The sequence below is a fragment of the Idiomarina solivarensis genome (genome assembly GCF_033052755.1).
In the GTDB taxonomy this organism is placed as follows: Bacteria; Pseudomonadota; Gammaproteobacteria; order Enterobacterales; family Alteromonadaceae; genus Idiomarina.
On the sequence record NZ_JAVFHZ010000004.1, the window covers coordinates 89,886 to 106,324 of the forward strand.

The 16,439-nt window shown below is 47.8% G+C and carries 14 protein-coding genes; 4 read left to right on the forward strand and 10 right to left on the reverse strand.

Features of this window, described 5'->3' with window-relative positions; translation table 11 throughout:
- Nucleotides 1–9 precede the first annotated feature (9 nt).
- Nucleotides 10–1,371 carry an oxygen-independent coproporphyrinogen III oxidase gene (hemN, locus tag RBK99_RS08000; protein ID WP_317504076.1) on the forward strand — a complete coding sequence of 454 codons (1,362 nt, stop codon included), beginning with the start codon at nucleotides 10–12 and terminating at the stop codon, nucleotides 1,369–1,371.
- Nucleotides 1,372–1,764: 393 nt separating this feature from the next.
- On the opposite strand, the gene nhaD (RBK99_RS08005) is transcribed toward hemN, so the two are convergent.
- The 5 genes from nhaD (RBK99_RS08005) to nrdG all read right to left on the reverse strand — a co-directional run bounded on the left by nhaD (RBK99_RS08005) (nucleotide 1,765) and on the right by nrdG (nucleotide 7,866).
- A complete protein-coding gene (gene nhaD, locus RBK99_RS08005; protein ID WP_317504077.1) occupies nucleotides 1,765–3,198 on the reverse strand; it encodes a sodium:proton antiporter NhaD in 1,434 nt (477 codons plus the stop codon).
- Between the two features lie 381 nt (nucleotides 3,199–3,579).
- Nucleotides 3,580–5,013, reverse strand: coding sequence for a sodium:proton antiporter NhaD (nhaD, locus tag RBK99_RS08010; RefSeq protein WP_317504078.1), 1,434 nt, complete (start codon nucleotides 5,011–5,013; stop codon nucleotides 3,580–3,582).
- A 24-nt stretch (nucleotides 5,014–5,037) separates the two neighbouring features.
- Nucleotides 5,038–5,442: a ribonucleotide reductase subunit alpha gene (locus RBK99_RS08015; RefSeq protein WP_317504079.1), complete on the reverse strand. Its 405-nt coding sequence runs from the start codon at nucleotides 5,440–5,442 to the stop codon at nucleotides 5,038–5,040.
- Nucleotides 5,443–5,551: 109 nt separating this feature from the next.
- A complete protein-coding gene (nrdD, locus tag RBK99_RS08020) occupies nucleotides 5,552–7,390 on the reverse strand; it encodes an anaerobic ribonucleoside-triphosphate reductase (RefSeq protein WP_317504080.1) in 1,839 nt (612 codons plus the stop codon).
- A 2-nt stretch (nucleotides 7,391–7,392) separates the two neighbouring features.
- Entirely contained in the window at nucleotides 7,393–7,866 is a 474-nt protein-coding gene (gene nrdG, locus RBK99_RS08025) for an anaerobic ribonucleoside-triphosphate reductase activating protein (protein ID WP_317504081.1), read from the reverse strand.
- Nucleotides 7,867–8,239: 373 nt separating this feature from the next.
- On the opposite strand from nrdG, the gene RBK99_RS08030 reads away from it, so the two are divergent.
- The 3 genes from RBK99_RS08030 to RBK99_RS08040 all read left to right on the forward strand — a co-directional run bounded on the left by RBK99_RS08030 (nucleotide 8,240) and on the right by RBK99_RS08040 (nucleotide 11,923).
- On the forward strand, nucleotides 8,240–10,480 hold the full coding sequence (locus RBK99_RS08030; protein WP_317504082.1) for a nitric-oxide reductase large subunit: 2,241 nt from the start codon (nucleotides 8,240–8,242) through the stop codon (nucleotides 10,478–10,480).
- A gap of 61 nt (nucleotides 10,481–10,541) precedes the next feature.
- Nucleotides 10,542–11,651 carry a methyl-accepting chemotaxis protein gene (locus RBK99_RS08035; RefSeq protein ID WP_317504083.1) on the forward strand — a complete coding sequence of 370 codons (1,110 nt, stop codon included), beginning with the start codon at nucleotides 10,542–10,544 and terminating at the stop codon, nucleotides 11,649–11,651.
- Entirely contained in the window at nucleotides 11,648–11,923 is a 276-nt protein-coding gene (locus tag RBK99_RS08040; protein WP_317504084.1) for a hypothetical protein, read from the forward strand. Before RBK99_RS08035 ends, RBK99_RS08040 begins: the two co-directional genes overlap by 4 nt.
- Here RBK99_RS08040 and tmpT read toward each other — a convergent pair.
- From tmpT to narH, 5 genes are all read right to left on the reverse strand, one after another.
- Nucleotides 11,920–12,558, reverse strand: a complete 639-nt coding sequence (gene tmpT, locus RBK99_RS08045) for a thiopurine S-methyltransferase (RefSeq protein WP_317504085.1) — start codon at nucleotides 12,556–12,558, stop codon at nucleotides 11,920–11,922. The two genes, RBK99_RS08040 and tmpT, sit on opposite strands and share 4 nt — an antisense overlap.
- A 63-nt stretch (nucleotides 12,559–12,621) precedes the next feature.
- Nucleotides 12,622–13,389: a peptidylprolyl isomerase gene (locus RBK99_RS08050; RefSeq protein ID WP_317504086.1), complete on the reverse strand. Its 768-nt coding sequence runs from the start codon at nucleotides 13,387–13,389 to the stop codon at nucleotides 12,622–12,624.
- Between the two features lie 38 nt (nucleotides 13,390–13,427).
- A complete protein-coding gene (gene narI, locus RBK99_RS08055; RefSeq protein WP_317504087.1) occupies nucleotides 13,428–14,150 on the reverse strand; it encodes a respiratory nitrate reductase subunit gamma in 723 nt (240 codons plus the stop codon).
- 10 nt (nucleotides 14,151–14,160) lie between these two features.
- On the reverse strand, nucleotides 14,161–14,889 hold the full coding sequence (gene narJ, locus RBK99_RS08060; protein WP_317504088.1) for a nitrate reductase molybdenum cofactor assembly chaperone: 729 nt from the start codon (nucleotides 14,887–14,889) through the stop codon (nucleotides 14,161–14,163).
- Between the two features lie 5 nt (nucleotides 14,890–14,894).
- Nucleotides 14,895–16,430, reverse strand: a complete 1,536-nt coding sequence (gene narH, locus RBK99_RS08065) for a nitrate reductase subunit beta (RefSeq protein ID WP_317504089.1) — start codon at nucleotides 16,428–16,430, stop codon at nucleotides 14,895–14,897.
- Between the last annotated feature and the right edge of the window lie 9 nt (nucleotides 16,431–16,439).

Here is a 16,439-nt window from a genome sequence, read left to right on the forward strand (position 1 = left end):
GAGGGTATTATGAGTGCAGTTACCTGGGATAAAGAATTAATTGAAAAATACAATATTAATGGGCCTCGTTATACGTCTTACCCTACGGCATTGATGCTTTCCGAACAATTTTCAGAAAGTCGTATTGAAGCTGCATTGAAAGACTCAAATAACGGGCTGTGTTTGTATTTGCACTTACCTTTTTGTCATAAACTTTGCTACTACTGCGGCTGCAATAAGGTCATTACCCGCCACCAACATAAAGCCGATAAGTACCTTGATTACCTCGCTCGGGAAATGGCGATGTATCAGCCTATGGTGAAAGACAAAAAAATTCGCCAGATTCATCTGGGTGGCGGCACCCCAACCTTTTTGACCGAGCAACAGCTGACCCGCTTAATGGACTTGGTTCATCAGAACTTTACGTTCGTCAGCAACCCGGAAGTGAGCATTGAGATAGATCCGCGCAGTTGCAGCGACGAAAAGCTTCGGCATTTAAGAGCTTTAGGTTTCAACCGTGTGAGTTATGGCGTGCAGGATTTCGACAAGAAAGTTCAAATAGCCATTAACCGTGTACAAGATGTCGATTTGATTGCACACCAGCTTGAATTAAGTAAAGAGCTGGGGTTTGAATCGATTAACTTAGACTTAATCTATGGCCTGCCGTATCAACGCCCTGAAACCTTCAGAAAGTCGATTGAGCAAGTGATTGAGATGGATCCGGATCGGATCTCTGTATTTAGCTATGCACACTTACCACAACGCTTTGCTGGCCAGAAAAAGATACCGGAAGAATCCATTCCACAGCCGTCCGTTAAACTGAGTTTACTGGAACAGGCCATTACACAGCTGAGCGAAGCCGGTTATCAGTTTATTGGTATGGACCATTTCGCGAAAAGGGATGACGGACTAGCCATTGCTCAGCGTGAAGGTCGCTTACAGCGTAACTTTCAGGGCTACACCACCGACGGGCAAGACGCATTATTAGGCCTTGGCGTTTCTTCAATCAGCCAGGTTAATGGCGTACTCTGGCAACACGAAAAGGAACTGCCCGAATACTACAAAATGATTGATAGCGACAAGAAGCCTATTATCAAGGGTATGGCACTAACCGACGAAGACAAATTGCGCGCCGCACTTATTTCTCAGGTGATTTGCCACTTCGAGCTCGATATTGAAGCCTTTAAGGCCGAATGGAATATCGACGATTTTTGGGCACATTTCGCCGAAAGTATCCCATTACTGAAGCCTTTTATAGAAGATGGCCTAGTTGACGTATCAGATAAAAAGCTGCGCGTTACCGACTTAGGTCGCCTCTGGGTACGCAGCATCTGCGCCTGCTTCGACGAATACCTCGATCACGGCCAAAACCGCTACTCCAAAGTCGTCTAGCGGCTGGGGGCGGTAACCCGGTCTTCATACGCTTGGGGAGAGCCTAAGAAAGACGCCCGCAAGTACTTCCCTGTAGGGCTTGGGTGGCGCCATCCTTGGCGCCACACACTTTCTTAGGCTCTCCCCGGCGCATACTGCGACCGGGTTACCTCTATCAGCTGACTTCAGAAAGCTAACCTTAGTAGAGCGCTAAACGGCAGCACCCGAAAAGCGAGTGCAATTAAAAGGCCTCCGACAAGCTTTAGGGCAACAGGGGAAGGCGTTGAGGGAAAGGACTGTTGTGCTCAGAGAGTGTGTGGCGCCAAGGATGGCGCCACTCAAGCCCCCAGGGATGGGTTCACGGCGTCTCTCTGAGCACAACAGTCCTTTTCCGAGAGAGCCTTTTCCTTACCCCTAGCTGAGGAAAGTGGCTTTGTTTAGCCAGAGGTGGAGTAGGATGCTGGCTGCGTAGCCTATTGCTATAACTGGTGTCCATTTTAGGTGGGACATAAAGGTGTAATACCCTCTGGCCTGGCCCATTAATGCCACACCAGACGCTGAACCCATCGACAGCAAACTACCACCGGTACAGCAGGCCAATGTAATCAATAGCCAGTGCCCCGTGGACATGTCAGGATCCATTGAAAGCACCGCAAACATCACCGGAATATTATCAATAACAGCAGAGATAACCCCGAGAATACTGTTGGCTATCGTCGGATCTAAATTGCCATACAGAGACTGAGACAGTAAGCCCAGGTAACCCATAAAACCTAAGCCGCCGACACATAAAACAATTCCATAGAAAAATAACAATGTATCCCATTCTGCTCGCGAAACTCGGCTGAAGACATCAAACGGCACGACGCTACCCAGTTGCTCCAGACGCTTCTGGTCCCCCTCGCGTTCAGCCATGGCTCTTTTCCGCGCAAGTGAACCGGGCAGAGTCATCCGCAGGAAATAACCGAAAAATTGCAAATACCCCAGACCCATCATCATGCCGAGCACCGGCGGCAAGTGCAGCCAAATATGGCAGAACACGGCTGTCGCTACGGTCAGCAAAAACAGGAAAGTAATACGCAACGCACCACGCTTAAGTTCCACCTCGCTGTGCAGTGTTGCCGGGCTTTTGTTCTCAATAAAGAAACTCATAATAACGGCAGGAATGAGGTAATTGACCAACGCCGGCAAGAACAGCTGCAAAAACTCAGTGAAATCCACCTTTCCTGATTGCCATACCATCAGCGTCGTAATGTCACCGAACGGGCTAAACGAACCGGCGGCGTTAACGGCAATAACAATGCTCGAACAGCACAGCGCAATAAACTTCTTATTGCCCTCCGCTACTTTCATCACCACAGCCGACATCAACAGCGCAGTGGTCAGGTTATCGGCAATAGGTGAGATGAGAAACGCTAATAAGCCCGTTATCCAGAATAATTTACGGTAAGTAAATCCCTTCTTAAGCAGCCAGGCACTGAGCACATCGAATAAACGCCGCTCTTCCAGCGCGTTGATGTACGTCATTGCCACCAGCAAAAACAGCATCAGCTCAGCAAACTTCAGCAGATTCTCCCGAAACGCCTCTTCTGCAAGCACTGCGTTATTGCCACTGTAAACAAAGCCTATCAATATCCAGATAACCCCCGCCGCTACCAGCACCGGTTTGGACTTGCGCATATGCAGTTTTTCTTCACCCATTACCAGGATATAAGCAAGAATGAAAATGACGATAGCGGCATAGCCGACCGTCGAGGAAGTCAAATCGATACGGTCAGCAGAAGGTTCTGCAGCCAGTACTGATACCGAAAACAACAGCGAAATCACGGTAAACAGCATTTTTTTCATAGCGTTTTTTCAGTGCAGTTCACACTCAGTGGATAAACCGCACCAACTCTCCTTGTTGAGTGGTGATTAAGGGTTAACAGTGTTTGACGATTCCGGCAGGAATTTTCGCGCGGAGATTACCACGAAAGTTGAATTATGAGAGCTACTTAAATCGGGAAATTGAAAACTTTTCTGTAAGCATTTTTTGCCACTTTAGCGAGCTTCATTCGACACGATAGTCAGAGGGAAATAAGGAAGGGCGTCGAATGGTTAGGGCTTCCACCTCAGAGAGTGTGTGGCGCCAGGGATGGCGCCACCCAAGCCTTACAGGGACGTACTTGCAGGCGCCTCTCTGAGGTGGAAGCCTTAACCGCAAGAGAGTCCTTTCTCTCACCGGCCACGCTAGATATGGAAAGTAGCTTCGTTTAGCCAGAGGTGAAGCAGAATACTGGCTATGTAGCCCAGTGCTATGACCGGCGTCCATTTTAAATGTGAAGCAAAAGTATAGTAGCCTCTGGCCTGGCCCATTAAAGCCACACCCGCCGCTGAACCTATGGACAGCAAACTACCACCAGTTCCGGCGGTTAGGGTAATTAACAGCCACTGACCATGGGACATTTCTGGATCCATCGACAGTACGGCAAACATCACCGGTATGTTATCGATTACCGCAGAAACGATACCGAGAATGCTGTTTGCCATGGTCGCACTCATTCCACCGTAAAGTGTTTCTGAAAGCAGGCTCAGGTAGCCCATAAAACCAAGCCCACCAACGCACAGCACAATGCCGTAGAAGAACAACAGCGTGTCCCATTCCGCACGCGAAACCCGGCTGAACACATCAAAAGGCACCACACTACCCAATTGCTCTAAACGTTTCTGGTCACCGGTCCTTTCCGCCATTGCTCTCTTACGAGCCAGAGAACCCGGTAAGGTCATTCGCAAGAAATAGCCAAAGAACTGCAAATAGCCCAGTCCCATCATCATGCCCAGTACCGGCGGTAAATGCAGCCATATGTGACAGGTAACAGCAGTGGCCACCGTCAGCAGAAATAACGCAGTAATGCGTAATGCGCCGCGTTTCAACTCAACTTCGGTATGCAGTGTGGTTGGCTTCTTATTCTCAATAAAGAAGCTCATCACAATTGCTGGTACTAAGTAATTTACGACCGATGGCAAGAACAGACGCAGAAACTCGGTAAACGTCACCTGGCCGGCCTGCCAGACCATTAACGTGGTGATGTCACCAAAGGGACTAAAGGCCCCGCCCGCGTTAGCGGCAATTACAATGCTGACACAACATAAAGCCACAAACTTTTTGTCATCCTGAGCCACTTTCATCACCACCGCGCACATCAATAGTGCTGTGGTTAAGTTATCTGCAACGGGGGAAATAAAGAAGGCCAGAATACCGGTTATCCAGAACAATTTGCGGTAACTGAAGCCCTTTTTCAGTAACCAGGCTCGTAATGCATCGAATAGCCGGCGCTCTTCCATTGCGTTTATATAAGTCATTGCCACCAACAGAAAGAGCATCAACTCTGCAAATTCCAGTAGGTTATGACGGAACGCGGATTCTGCGACCGCAGCCTGCTCACCGGTATACACCCAGCCAATTAAAATCCAGATAAGGCCCGCAGCAACCAACACCGGTTTTGACTTTCGCATATGGAGCTTTTCTTCGCCCATGACCAGTATATACGCAAGAACAAAGATAATAAGGGCGGTGTAGCCAACGGTAGACTGGGTTAAATCAATAGGAGAGGAGGCGGACTCTGCCGCCAGTGCCGATACCGAAAAAAACAGTGAAATAACGGTAGTCAGAAATTTTGTCATGGCCGCATAGGGCGCAGTTTCCCTCTACAGTAACTGCACCAACTCTCCTTGTCGGTTAATGGTTAAAAAGTGTTTTATCATGCCGGCCTGAATTTGCTGCACCATCATTTCCAATGGTTGGCTGGCTTCGTCACTTGAAATTGGATGACCTCCGCGACCGTCCATTGCGCTAATAAACGCGATGTCCCAATCAATATCCGTACGTTTAGATTCTTCCACCAGAGCAGAAAAGTCCTCAACTTCTTCGGGCAATTTGTCGACACACAGTACCGGCTCTAAGGTGCCGCCTTCCTGTGTTTCGAATTGCTTTTTCTGATTGTCCGTCGGTTGCTCGGGGAGCTGCGCTTTTGCCAGTACAAACAACAAGCGTTGTGGCTCGTGTTGTTGTTTTGCTGCGTTGATAAAGTCTTTATAGCTATTGATTTCCATGGCTTCACCTAAATTTCCGGAAGTGCGCGGAGAATAGCATAAAGGCACAAATTTAAGGCGTGAAAAAAGAGGGAGATCAACTCCCTCTTTGTGGGTACTTTGCGGTATTTTAACTGGCTTTACGCAGACCGATATTGGCCTGAGCAGCCCCCACAGCAACCTCTGCAGGCTGCTTGCGGTGGTAGTGACGCAAATGGTGTTCTTTACGGCGGCCCGCACTGAATGCCGACACGCGTTTTAGATAGCCAATAACCCGGGTGCCATAATCAATGTCCGCAGAACCACAACTGGAGCATTCACTTAAGGTGCGTTTATCAATCTGCTCACAGGCATTACAAATGGTGATTTTGACGTTAATGCAGAAGTAATTACACCCTGTTTTTGCCGCAATATTGAGTAATGACAAATAGCCTGAGGTATTCAGTTTTTCATCCATATTTAAATGCAGCGCTGATCCCCCATCCAGATACTCGATAAGCTCTTTACCATGAAGCACAAACTTATCCAGCGCGTTGGCATCATCGTCTTCTACCGCATAAAAATACGAGTTGTAGCAGTCACGGCTTACCTGATATCCGTCCGCCTTATCCCATTTGGCGTTTTTAACACCTAAGTTTTCGGCTGGTACAAACTCGGTGTTGAACATATAACCGTACTCTTTTTTAGCCTCTTTATTAGCGTCATAAATCACTTTCAAATGGCTCTGCACAAAGTCTTTATAGCCCGAATTATTCCCTGCAGTAATGCCTTGCGATTCCGCCGCTTCAACCATGCCGTTAATGCCAATCGTCAGAAACTGCTTGTCCAGAGTAATAAAGCCCGCGTCATACACCGTTAACAGACCCGCTTCTTTGTATTCTTCCATCAGCTTTCTGTAAGCCACCTGATATTTATGGATTTTTCTGATTTCTACCTCTAAGTCCCGGCCATCCTGCACCAGTCGATTCATATTCATGGTGATAACATTAATGGAGCCTGTCGCAACCCCACCGGCACCCAAGGTATAAGAAAACGTATTGTCGCTAATTTCGCTACGTAGTCGGCAACACGACGCTAACGAGTCGGCATTATCAGATAAATAAACAAAGAAAGAATTCCCGTTTGCCATTTCGCCAGCTATTTTTTCGGCAAACATCTGGTCTTTGCATTTCCCTTCATTTGTCAGCATGGCTACTGTCACGACTGGGAAAGTCAAAATAGTTTTCTCCCGTTCCTTATTAAACCAGTCCAGGAAGAAGTCCTGTAATGCGCTCACTGACTCCCACTCGGGTTTAGTGAAATCGGCTGGGAAGACAAATTCGCCAAACATGCTCTCAAAGTAATGCTGGTCGTAAATAGAAATGTTCCAGAACACACTCTGGTAACCCCGCGCCGCCGCAGGCTGATTCAGCGCATAAACCACGTGTTGTAGGTGATTTTCTATTTGGTGACGGTGGGTGTTTAAATAGTCGTCACCGTAGTCTTTGCGGGCGAAGTAATCGAAATAAGTTAAAAACTCGACCGTAGCCACAGCACCGGCAAACTGCGAACTGACGGCAAAAACAAAATTAACAAAAGTCCCACAGAATGACTCCAAATGCTTAGGCGCCAGAGATTCGCCGCCAAGCTTGGTTAAGCCGTCACGTAAAAATGGGTACATGGTGACCGAAACACAGTAGGGTTTCAGGCTGGTCTCGTCGTGTACGTAAATTTCGTGATCTTCAATTTGACGAACATACTCTTTCGCCAAATCATGACCAAAAAGCTCACTAATTTTATTGCTGACCTGTTTGCGGTTAACTTGCACAAAGAAGTCTTTCATTAATTCGGCTTCAAGCGTTGCTATATTCTTTTGTGTGACGTTGGCGTTTGCATCCATTTTAGAGCCGTCAGCCGCGTTTTGTGCGTGCAGATACTCATGAATGAAATCGACTTTGCCAGTGACTTGTTCTTCGTTTAAGCGCAACATAATTATTCTCCTGTTTGAAACTCGCAGTTCAATAACTGCTGTGTCCGTAAATCATAAAAGCGTTGGTTGGTCGTTGGACTTTCCAGCCCTCCCCGGGATGCGATCCAAGGCCCTGTTTTCAAATAAGTCAGTTGTTCACGAAGCGTCAGTAAGACATTTTCATAGCCGGTATATAGGCAAGTCTCTAAGCCTTCATTTCTTACTTGCTTTAGTAATTTGAGTAGTGCTGCGGGCTGCCATTCACCGCCCAGAAATAAAACGCAACTGATGAGTCCATGGTATTTTTGCAGCTGCGTTGCCAAATGCTCGCGGGTCAACGGCGAACCGCTTCCCACAGGCCAGCTATCGACGCTATGACAACCTTTACAGCCAACCGGGCAGCCGGTAATGGTGTACGCTAAGGCAACCTTTCCAGGAACCTCCTGCCAGACAATTTGCTCCGCACTGTAATGTAAGCTTGTAGGGTAAACCGGCATAAAACACCATATATCGTTAATTATTTAAAACTAAGCACTACATATTGTGTTTCTAGCATAGGAGACTCTGCTAAGAGTGCTTTGATCCCGCTCAAGGTTTAAGCAGAAAGAAGCATTCGCCCAATTACTCCGAAGCAATACCTCTTTTAGGGTATAAATAACCTTTAAGGTACTTTTAACCCTAACAGTGAAAACAACCTAGCAAAACTCAGTCATTAGAACCCTTATGAATATATTTCTAATAATAATCAATTAGTTAAATTATGGCCTCAATATTGCTATTAGGTCAGCGCATAGTGAATTAATCGAAATTCTCTGTTCATAAACCTATGGAGTAACAACATGAAGCTGTTCAGCATCAAGGAGGTCAACAATGGCCGGGTATCGTAAGCTTTGGTGGACACTAATTGCAGTTCTTGCAATTACCTTTGGCGTTTTAGGGTATTTTGGAACGGAAGTTTACCGGGAGGCTCCGCCTATTCCGGATAAGTTCATGAGTACTAATGGTAACGTAATTGCAACCGAGGAATCGGTTTTAGATGGACAAACAGCCTGGCAGTCGGTTGGCGGCATGCAGCTCGGTTCCATTTGGGGACATGGTGCTTATCAAGCCCCTGACTGGACAGCTGACTGGCTACACCGTGAGTTGCTAGCCTGGTTAGACATTCGCGCCCACGAAGTCTTCGATAAGCCTTATGAACAGCTTACTGGTGTACAACAGAACCAACTTGAGTACGAACTTAAGGAAGAGTATCGCACCAACGCCTACGACAAAGCCTCAGACACCGTTATTCTTAGTGAACGACGCATCCAGGCTATTGAGCAAACCGGTGAGTACTACTCAAAACTGTTCAGCGATGACCCGGAGCTTCGTCCTACTCGCGTAAGCTATGCAATGAAGGAAAACACTCTGCCTTCGGAAGCTCGCCGCGCGGTAATGAATGACTTCTTTTTCTGGACAGCATGGGCAGCTGCTACTGAGCGTCCTGGTGCAGACATCACCTATACCAACAACTGGCCACATGAAACATTGATAGATAACGTGCCAAGCGCAGAAAACATTATCTGGTCAATTGTCAGTGTTATTCTGTTAATTGCCGGTATTGGTTTCTTAATTTGGGCGTGGGCATTCTTACGCGACAAAGAAGAAGAGGAACTGGTTGCGCCAGAGCATGATCCTATTGCTAAGGTTAAGCTGACTCCATCGCAAAAAGCCTTGGGCAAATATTTGTTTATCGTTGTTGCTCTGTTCACTTTCCAGGTGTTAATGGGTGGTCTTACCGCGCACTACACAGTAGAAGGACAAGAATTCTACGGTATTAATATTTCCGAGTGGTTCCCCTACTCACTCACCCGCACCTGGCATATTCAGGCTGCTATGTTCTGGATCGCGACCGGATTCCTGTCTGCAGGGCTCTTCCTTGCCCCGATTATTAACGGTGGTAAAGATCCTAAGTATCAGAAACTGGGTGTCGACATCCTGTTCTGGGCATTGGTTCTGGTTGTCGCAGGTACCTTTATCGGTAACTGGTTAGCCATAGCGCAAATCATGCCTGAACACCTGAACTTCTGGTTAGGTCACCAGGGCTATGAATACGTCGATTTAGGTCGTCTGTGGCAGATTGGTAAGTTCCTCGGTATCGTTTTCTGGCTAATACTCATGATGCGCTGTGTTGTCGGTGCATTTAAAACCAAAGGCGACAAGAACTTACTGGCTTTATTTACTGCTTCTGTTGTTGCTATTGGCCTGTTCTACGGTGCCGGCTTCTTCTACGGAGAGCGTACTCACATTTCTATCATGGAATACTGGCGCTGGTGGATTGTTCACCTATGGGTAGAAGGCTTCTTTGAAGTATTTGCCACTGCCTCACTAGCCTTCATTTTCCATAGCATGGGACTGGTCTCCCGACGTATGGCTACTGTTGCTGCGCTTGCTTCAGCGTCGTTGTTCATGTTGGGTGGCGTACCGGGTACTTTCCACCATCTCTACTTTGCAGGTACTACCACCCCGGTCATGGCGGTTGGTGCAACCTTCTCTGCTCTGGAAGTGGTGCCGCTTATCGTGTTGGGCTATGAAGCCTGGGAAAACTACAGCCTGCAAAAACGTGCAGACTGGATGCAACGCCTTAAGTGGCCATTACTGTGTTTCGTTGCCGTTGCGTTCTGGAACATGCTCGGCGCCGGCGTACTAGGCTTTATGATAAACCCGCCTATTTCGCTGTACTACGTACAAGGTCTGAACACCACGCCAACTCACGCACACGCAGCTTTATTCGGTGTGTACGGCTTCCTGGCACTGGGCTTTGTACTGCTAATACTGCGCTACATTCGTCCGAACCTGCAGTTCGACGAGAAACTGATGAAAATGGCCTTCTGGACCATGAACATTGGTCTGGCACTGATGCTCTTCACCAGCTTGCTACCAGTCGGCTTCATCCAGTTCTACGCAGCTGCGACTGAAGGTTTGTGGTACGCCCGCAGTGAAGCCTTCATGCAACAGCCTCTGCTTCAGAACCTACGTTGGTTCCGTACCGTGGGTGACATGGTCTTCATCGTCGGCGCCTTAGGCATCAGCTGGCAAGTCGTAAAAGGGTTAAAGCACAAATCTGTGTAACCCCAACCAGTCAGGCCTCTGCCAACCGCAGAGGCCTGCATTCAAATTTGAAGGAAACTCAATGCAACTGATTGAAAAATTGGGTTTTATCCGCCGCCATCAATGCTCCGACGCCCAGCAGCTACTGCAACGTCGTATTACTCAACTGGAGAACGAAAATTCTCAGTTAACTCAACAGCTGGAAGCGGCCAACCAAACCCTGTCTCAACAAGAAAAAGAGCTCAGCGACTACCAACAACGGTTCGGGTTTATCGAAAACTTCACCGAGTCTCTGGCTGGCTATCAAAATACGTTCGCCCGATTAAGTGACTTGCTTCAACGTGAGCGCGAAACCATTTTAACCATTGACGAAAACAACCAGACGGGTGAGTCAACAATGGCAGCCGTGGTAGGCAACCTGGGTGCTATCGTTAATGATATTGAATCAACCTCAGGCAGTATTGCCTCGTTGAAAAGTCACACTAAAGAAATTGAGCAAACCAGCGGCGATGTTCGTGGTGTTGCAGAGACTACCAACTTACTCAGTTTAAACGCCAATATTGAAGCGGCTCGGGCCGGAGAACATGGTCGCGGCTTCACCGTTGTCGCTAATGAAGTCCGCTCGTTGTCTCAACGCACAACCGAGTTAACCGACAGGATTAACGACAAAGTTGAACAAATCGTTCAGGGCGTTGATTTAAGTCATTCCCGCAGTGTTGAAGCTATCCAGACAACCCGTGACAATATCGATTCAACCAAGCGTTATCTAGAATCGCTGGCTGATGAAAATCAACACATTAAGCAGCTTACCGGTAGCATTTCCAACAGTGCGTTACTGGCTCAAATTGAACTGGCCAATATTGAAGAAATGCAATTGCGAATGGACGTTTACCGCGTTTACTTAGGCACCTTGGCTGCTCACGATTGTAATGTCGTTGACTCTGACGAATGCGGCATCGCCCGTTGGTATTACTCAGAGTTGTTCCGCGAGCGCTTTAAATCACACGCAAGTTATCAGGCAATTGAAGCGCCTCACGATCAAGTACATTTGTGCGCACAAGCCGTTGTCGATGCGATCAAAACAGATGACCGCAAACTGGCGCAAATGAAACTCGAAGAAATGGAGCAGTACAACCGCGAAGTTAATCAACACATCCAGAACATGTCGGAGAACTTACTGGAGGAAAAATGACGCGTAAACCCGATACCAAAACGGCCATGTATCAGTTACTCGGTGTTATTCGCCAGCATATTCCCTTTGGCCTGAAAGAAGCAGACATGTGCCAGGGCATTTGTCGTGGGTGTTCGAAAAAGATGATGGAAATGCTGGATGCTGAGGTCAGCCAATGGCAGGCAGACCTCGATAATGAATTGGCAGAGCCAACATTGGCCGATTTAGTGTTTATGGAAAAACTAGCGCGCCGCACAGAGAAGATCTTACAGCGTAATAAGTTAATGAATTAATCCAGCTTATATACTTGCTCGGCAACTGAGTCATCGCCGGATTGTATTCCATTCACCGTACTTCCAGCGGACTCCAATTGTTCGACGCTAAAACGCTGACCGTAACCGATTTCCACTTCCCCTTCGGAGACGGAGAACGGCGGCCCCTCACGGAAGCCATCGGGGTACTGTAAGGTAATTAACAAACCTTTAGCTTGTTGCGGTAATTGCTGACACAGCTGCTGAACGTAACGTTGCCGCATTTCTGGCGGTAAAGCGATCATCGCGGCACGGTCATACCAGGCATCAATGTCAGCCAGGTCACTATTAGCCAGTTCGAAAAAGTCGCCAACCCATATCACTAGTTCATCCTGTGCGTATTCCTTGAAGTTTCCTCGTGTGGTCACCGTGGGCGTTAGCTGGTTCTCTTCAAAGAACTGCTTTACCGCCAGTTCACTCAATTCAATACCGAAAACACGATAGCCCTTTTCTAATAACCACAGCATATCCTTTGATTTGCCGCATAATGGCACAAATACTTTTGCTCCCGGTTTCACAACACCTGAAAAATACTTAAGCAATAATTCATGAGTGTTCGGCTGATGAAAGCCAATTTGCTGATTTTTCCAACGATCATGCCAAAATACGGCTTCCATTGTCTTACTCCAAAAAATAAAAAGGCACCCATTTGGGTGCCATAGTATCAAAAGTAGTGCTGCTTATTGCAGTAAAGGTGAGCCCGTATTAGCAAAATCGAAGCCTTTAATATTGGCCTCATTAGCCAATGCCTGAATATACTGAGAAACGGCTTTGCGATGCACCTTCTCTTCAAGATACTCAGCAATTTTGTCTTTTACTGCGTCATAGGGTAACGGCTTGCCTTCAATCTTATGATCAACCGACACCACATGAAATCCGTACCGGGTTTCTATCGGGTATTTCACCAGACCTTCTTCAGCTGTAAACAGTTGACGCTCAAACTCGGGAACCGTCTGGCCTTTACTCAACTGTCCAAGATTCCCATCGGTTTCCTTTGACGGACATGAAGAGTACTGGCGCGCAAGCTGACCCAAGTCATCGCCTTCCTGCAATTGCTGAATAAGCTGCTCAGCCATACGTTTTGCATTCACCCGCTCCAAATCATCGTCTGGCGCCGCTGCTAACAAAATGTGACGAGCTTCAACAATAGGGGATGTTTTAAAGCGCTCCGGGTTTTGTTCATAGTACTGCTGACAAAACTGGTCGTCGGCTTCTGGACGGTCGACTTCACGTTCAATCAGCCTTTCAATGAAGTCATCTTCACTGCCTTGTGACGCATCATCCAGCACTTCAATGCCTAACTCTTTTGCCCGCTGTTTGAACAACTCGCCAATAACCAAAGCCTCAGCGGCTTGCGCCATAGCCTGTTCATGGCTATCGGCCGGGTGATACTGCATTTCGGCCAGTATCTCTTTCTCCGCAATTTCTACTTGATTCACTTGTATCATAACGACCTTCCTTGAGAGGGTTGCCCCTCTCGATAAACCTAAAGCTGACGAGCGAAACGTTTACGCACTATCTGATGCTGACGTCCCAAGTACTGTATTGGTGCACTGAACATATGAACCAACCGGGTAAACGGAAAGATTAAGAAAATGGTCATTCCGATAAACACGTGCAACTTAAATACCCACTCAATTTGAGGGTTACTGATAGCCGCTACCGCTTCAATAGGGTCCAGCGTGAAAATATTCTGAGCCCAGGTCATTAACATCAACATGACCCCCGCTTTTTCGCCTTCGGCACCATGAACAACATGGCTGACGGAGTAATAAATTGAAATCAAACCTAAAGCCAGCTGTAACAGTAAAAACCACAGCAGTAGAATATCCATCAGGCTACTGGTGGCCCGAACCCGAACATTGCTCATACGACGGTTAATTAAGATAGCCAGACCATACAAGCAAATTAACCCAAAAATACCGCCGGCTATAATAGCAATCCATTGCTTCATCTCACTACTCACACCTAATAGGTGCCAAACGGGTTTGGGCATCAACAAGCCGACCAGGTGACCAAAAAAGATACCCAGAATACCAATATGGAACGGCAGACTGCCCTTACGCAGCTGTTTACTTTCTAACATTTGGCTCGACGACGTTTTCCAGGTGTACTGTTCACGGTCGTAGCGGATCCAGGTTCCGATAAAAAAGACAGCCAGGGCAATAAAAGGGTATATGCCGAAGGCCAACATATTTAGATAGCTCATGGTAATCTCCTCAAATACCCGACACTTTACGCGGCTGTGCTAAATCGTCGGTGTTCAATGGCACGTATTGATCCCGGCGCTGACCCTCTGATGGACGGTTCTGCGCGGTTGGACAACCTTGCATCTGGTCATTACCCGCGAAGGTAACGGCCTCTTCTTCCCACACTTTGTCCAGCTCTTTACTGGTGTCATCGCGTTTTTCATTAGCGATCTGCTGGCGGACATCATCCAGGTCTATCTGCACACCAGAAATGCTGAGCAGTGTCTGGAACAACAGTGAGTAATTACTACCACGCTGCTCCAGTCTTGCGGTGAGTAAGGCCAGGATATGAGCCACTTCCTCTAAGCCCAGACGCGCATTTTCATCGCCCTGAGTGGATAAAAACTCAAGGTACAAAGGGATATAATCCGGCAGCTCTTTAACGTCCAGCTCAAGGCCCGCGGTTTTATACTGGTTCATCAAGTTCACCATCGCCTGACCACGATCGCGAGACTCACCATGTACGTGTTCGAACAAAAGCAGCGACAATGCACGGCCCCGCTCAAACAAGCCATCGTATTCCGACTGCCAGTCCATTAAGGACATATTGGCTCGGTGTTCAATAAAGGCTTCCAACGCTGCCTTATCGTCAGCGCCTAAAGGCGACTGTTGAATCAGTTGCTCTAACTCCGCCCGAGCTTCTAAAAGCTCGGGTTTGGGGTAATCCAGCAAAAAAGAAATCACTTGTAATACCTGCATGCTGATTACTCCTTCATGGTCACAGGGATGACTTGACGAACCGTCTGCTTTTTAGCACCAAACAAGTTCACGTCGTTGTTTCCGTCGCTACAGCCGTTGCCGAAACTGAAGCCACAGCCGCCTTTAACGTCATAGGCATTTTCGGCGTAAGCGCGGTGGCTGGTCGGAATGACAAAGCGGTCTTCATAATCCGCCAACGCCATGTAACGGTACATTTCTTCCACCTGATTCTTGGTCAGTCCAACCTGTTCCAGTACCGCTAAGTCTTCAACACCGTCGACATGTTCCGAGCGTTTATAAGAACGCATCGCAATCATCCGCTCCAGTGCCCGAACAATCGGCTTTTCATCGCCGGCGGTCAGAAGGTTAGCCAGATAACGCAGTGGAATACGCAGTGACTTCAGATCTGGAATTTCACCGTCCATGCCGACGTGACCCGCTTCTACCGCGCTTTGAATAGGCGACAGTGGTGGCACATACCAAACCATCGGTAAGGTGCGGTATTCAGGGTGCAGTGGCAGTGCCACTTTCCATTGCATTGCCATCATGTACACGGGCGAACGCTGAGCCGCTGCAATCCAGTTCTCGGCAATGCCTTCCTTGCGTGCCGCTTCTTGTACTTCTGGATCATGAGGATCCAGGAAGATACCCAGCTGTTCTTCGTACAGATCCTGCTCGTTCGGTGTGTTTGCCGCTTCTTCAATGCGGTCGGCATCATACAGCAACACGCCTAAGTAACGGATACGACCCACACAAGTTTCAGAACAGGTAGTCGGTTGACCGGCTTCAATCCTTGGGTAACAGAACGTACATTTTTCTGATTTACCGGTTTTCCAGTTATAGTAAATTTTCTTATACGGACAACCAGAAACACACATCCGCCAGCCACGACACTTGTCCTGATCAATCAGAACAATACCGTCTTCTTCACGCTTGTAGATAGCGCCTGAAGGACAAGCCGCGACACAGGCCGGGTTCAGGCAGTGTTCGCACAAACGAGGCAAATACATCATGAAGGTCTTTTCAAACTGACCGTACATGTCTTTTTGCACCACATCGTCGAAGTTCTTGTCTTTTTTCCGCTTCTCGAATTCAGTCCCCAGAATCTCTTCCCAGTTCGGACCCCATTCAACCTTTTCCATACGCTTGCCGGTAATCAGCGAGCGCGGACGTGCGGTCGGCTGATGTTTACTCGGCTTAGCCGTGTGCAGATGTTGGTAGTCAAAATCGAACGGCTCGTAATAGTCGTCAATTTCAGGCAAGTCCGGGTTACCGAAAATGTTCGCCAGCACGCGGCGTTTGCTACCAATTTTCAGCTCCAGGTTGCCCTTTTTATTGCGTGACCAGCCGCCGTTCCATTTATCCTGATTTTCCCATTCTTTCGGGAAACCAATGCCCGGCTTGGTTTCAACGTTGTTGAACCAGGCATACTCGACCCCTTCACGCGAGGTCCAGACGTTTTTGCAGGTGATGGAGCAAGTATGACAGCCGATACACTTGTCCAAATTCAGCACCATGCCAATTTGAGCTCTTACTTTCATCGTGTTGTC

Excerpts from the sequence above, each read along its gene's own strand:
- hemN (WP_317504076.1), top strand. The coding sequence starts at position 10 with ATGAGTGCAGTTACCTGGGATAAAGAATTAATTGAAAAATACAATATT.
- nhaD (WP_317504077.1), bottom strand. The coding sequence starts at position 3,198 with ATGAAAAAAATGCTGTTTACCGTGATTTCGCTGTTGTTTTCGGTATCA.
- nhaD (WP_317504078.1), bottom strand. The coding sequence starts at position 5,013 with ATGACAAAATTTCTGACTACCGTTATTTCACTGTTTTTTTCGGTATCG.
- RBK99_RS08015 (WP_317504079.1), bottom strand. The coding sequence starts at position 5,442 with ATGGAAATCAATAGCTATAAAGACTTTATCAACGCAGCAAAACAACAA.
- nrdD (WP_317504080.1), bottom strand. The coding sequence starts at position 7,390 with ATGTTGCGCTTAAACGAAGAACAAGTCACTGGCAAAGTCGATTTCATT.
- nrdG (WP_317504081.1), bottom strand. The coding sequence starts at position 7,866 with ATGCCGGTTTACCCTACAAGCTTACATTACAGTGCGGAGCAAATTGTC.
- RBK99_RS08030 (WP_317504082.1), top strand. The coding sequence starts at position 8,240 with ATGGCCGGGTATCGTAAGCTTTGGTGGACACTAATTGCAGTTCTTGCA.
- RBK99_RS08035 (WP_317504083.1), top strand. The coding sequence starts at position 10,542 with ATGCAACTGATTGAAAAATTGGGTTTTATCCGCCGCCATCAATGCTCC.
- RBK99_RS08040 (WP_317504084.1), top strand. The coding sequence starts at position 11,648 with ATGACGCGTAAACCCGATACCAAAACGGCCATGTATCAGTTACTCGGT.
- tmpT (WP_317504085.1), bottom strand. The coding sequence starts at position 12,558 with ATGGAAGCCGTATTTTGGCATGATCGTTGGAAAAATCAGCAAATTGGC.
- RBK99_RS08050 (WP_317504086.1), bottom strand. The coding sequence starts at position 13,389 with ATGATACAAGTGAATCAAGTAGAAATTGCGGAGAAAGAGATACTGGCC.
- narI (WP_317504087.1), bottom strand. The coding sequence starts at position 14,150 with ATGAGCTATCTAAATATGTTGGCCTTCGGCATATACCCTTTTATTGCC.
- narJ (WP_317504088.1), bottom strand. The coding sequence starts at position 14,889 with ATGCAGGTATTACAAGTGATTTCTTTTTTGCTGGATTACCCCAAACCC.
- narH (WP_317504089.1), bottom strand. The coding sequence starts at position 16,430 with ATGAAAGTAAGAGCTCAAATTGGCATGGTGCTGAATTTGGACAAGTGT.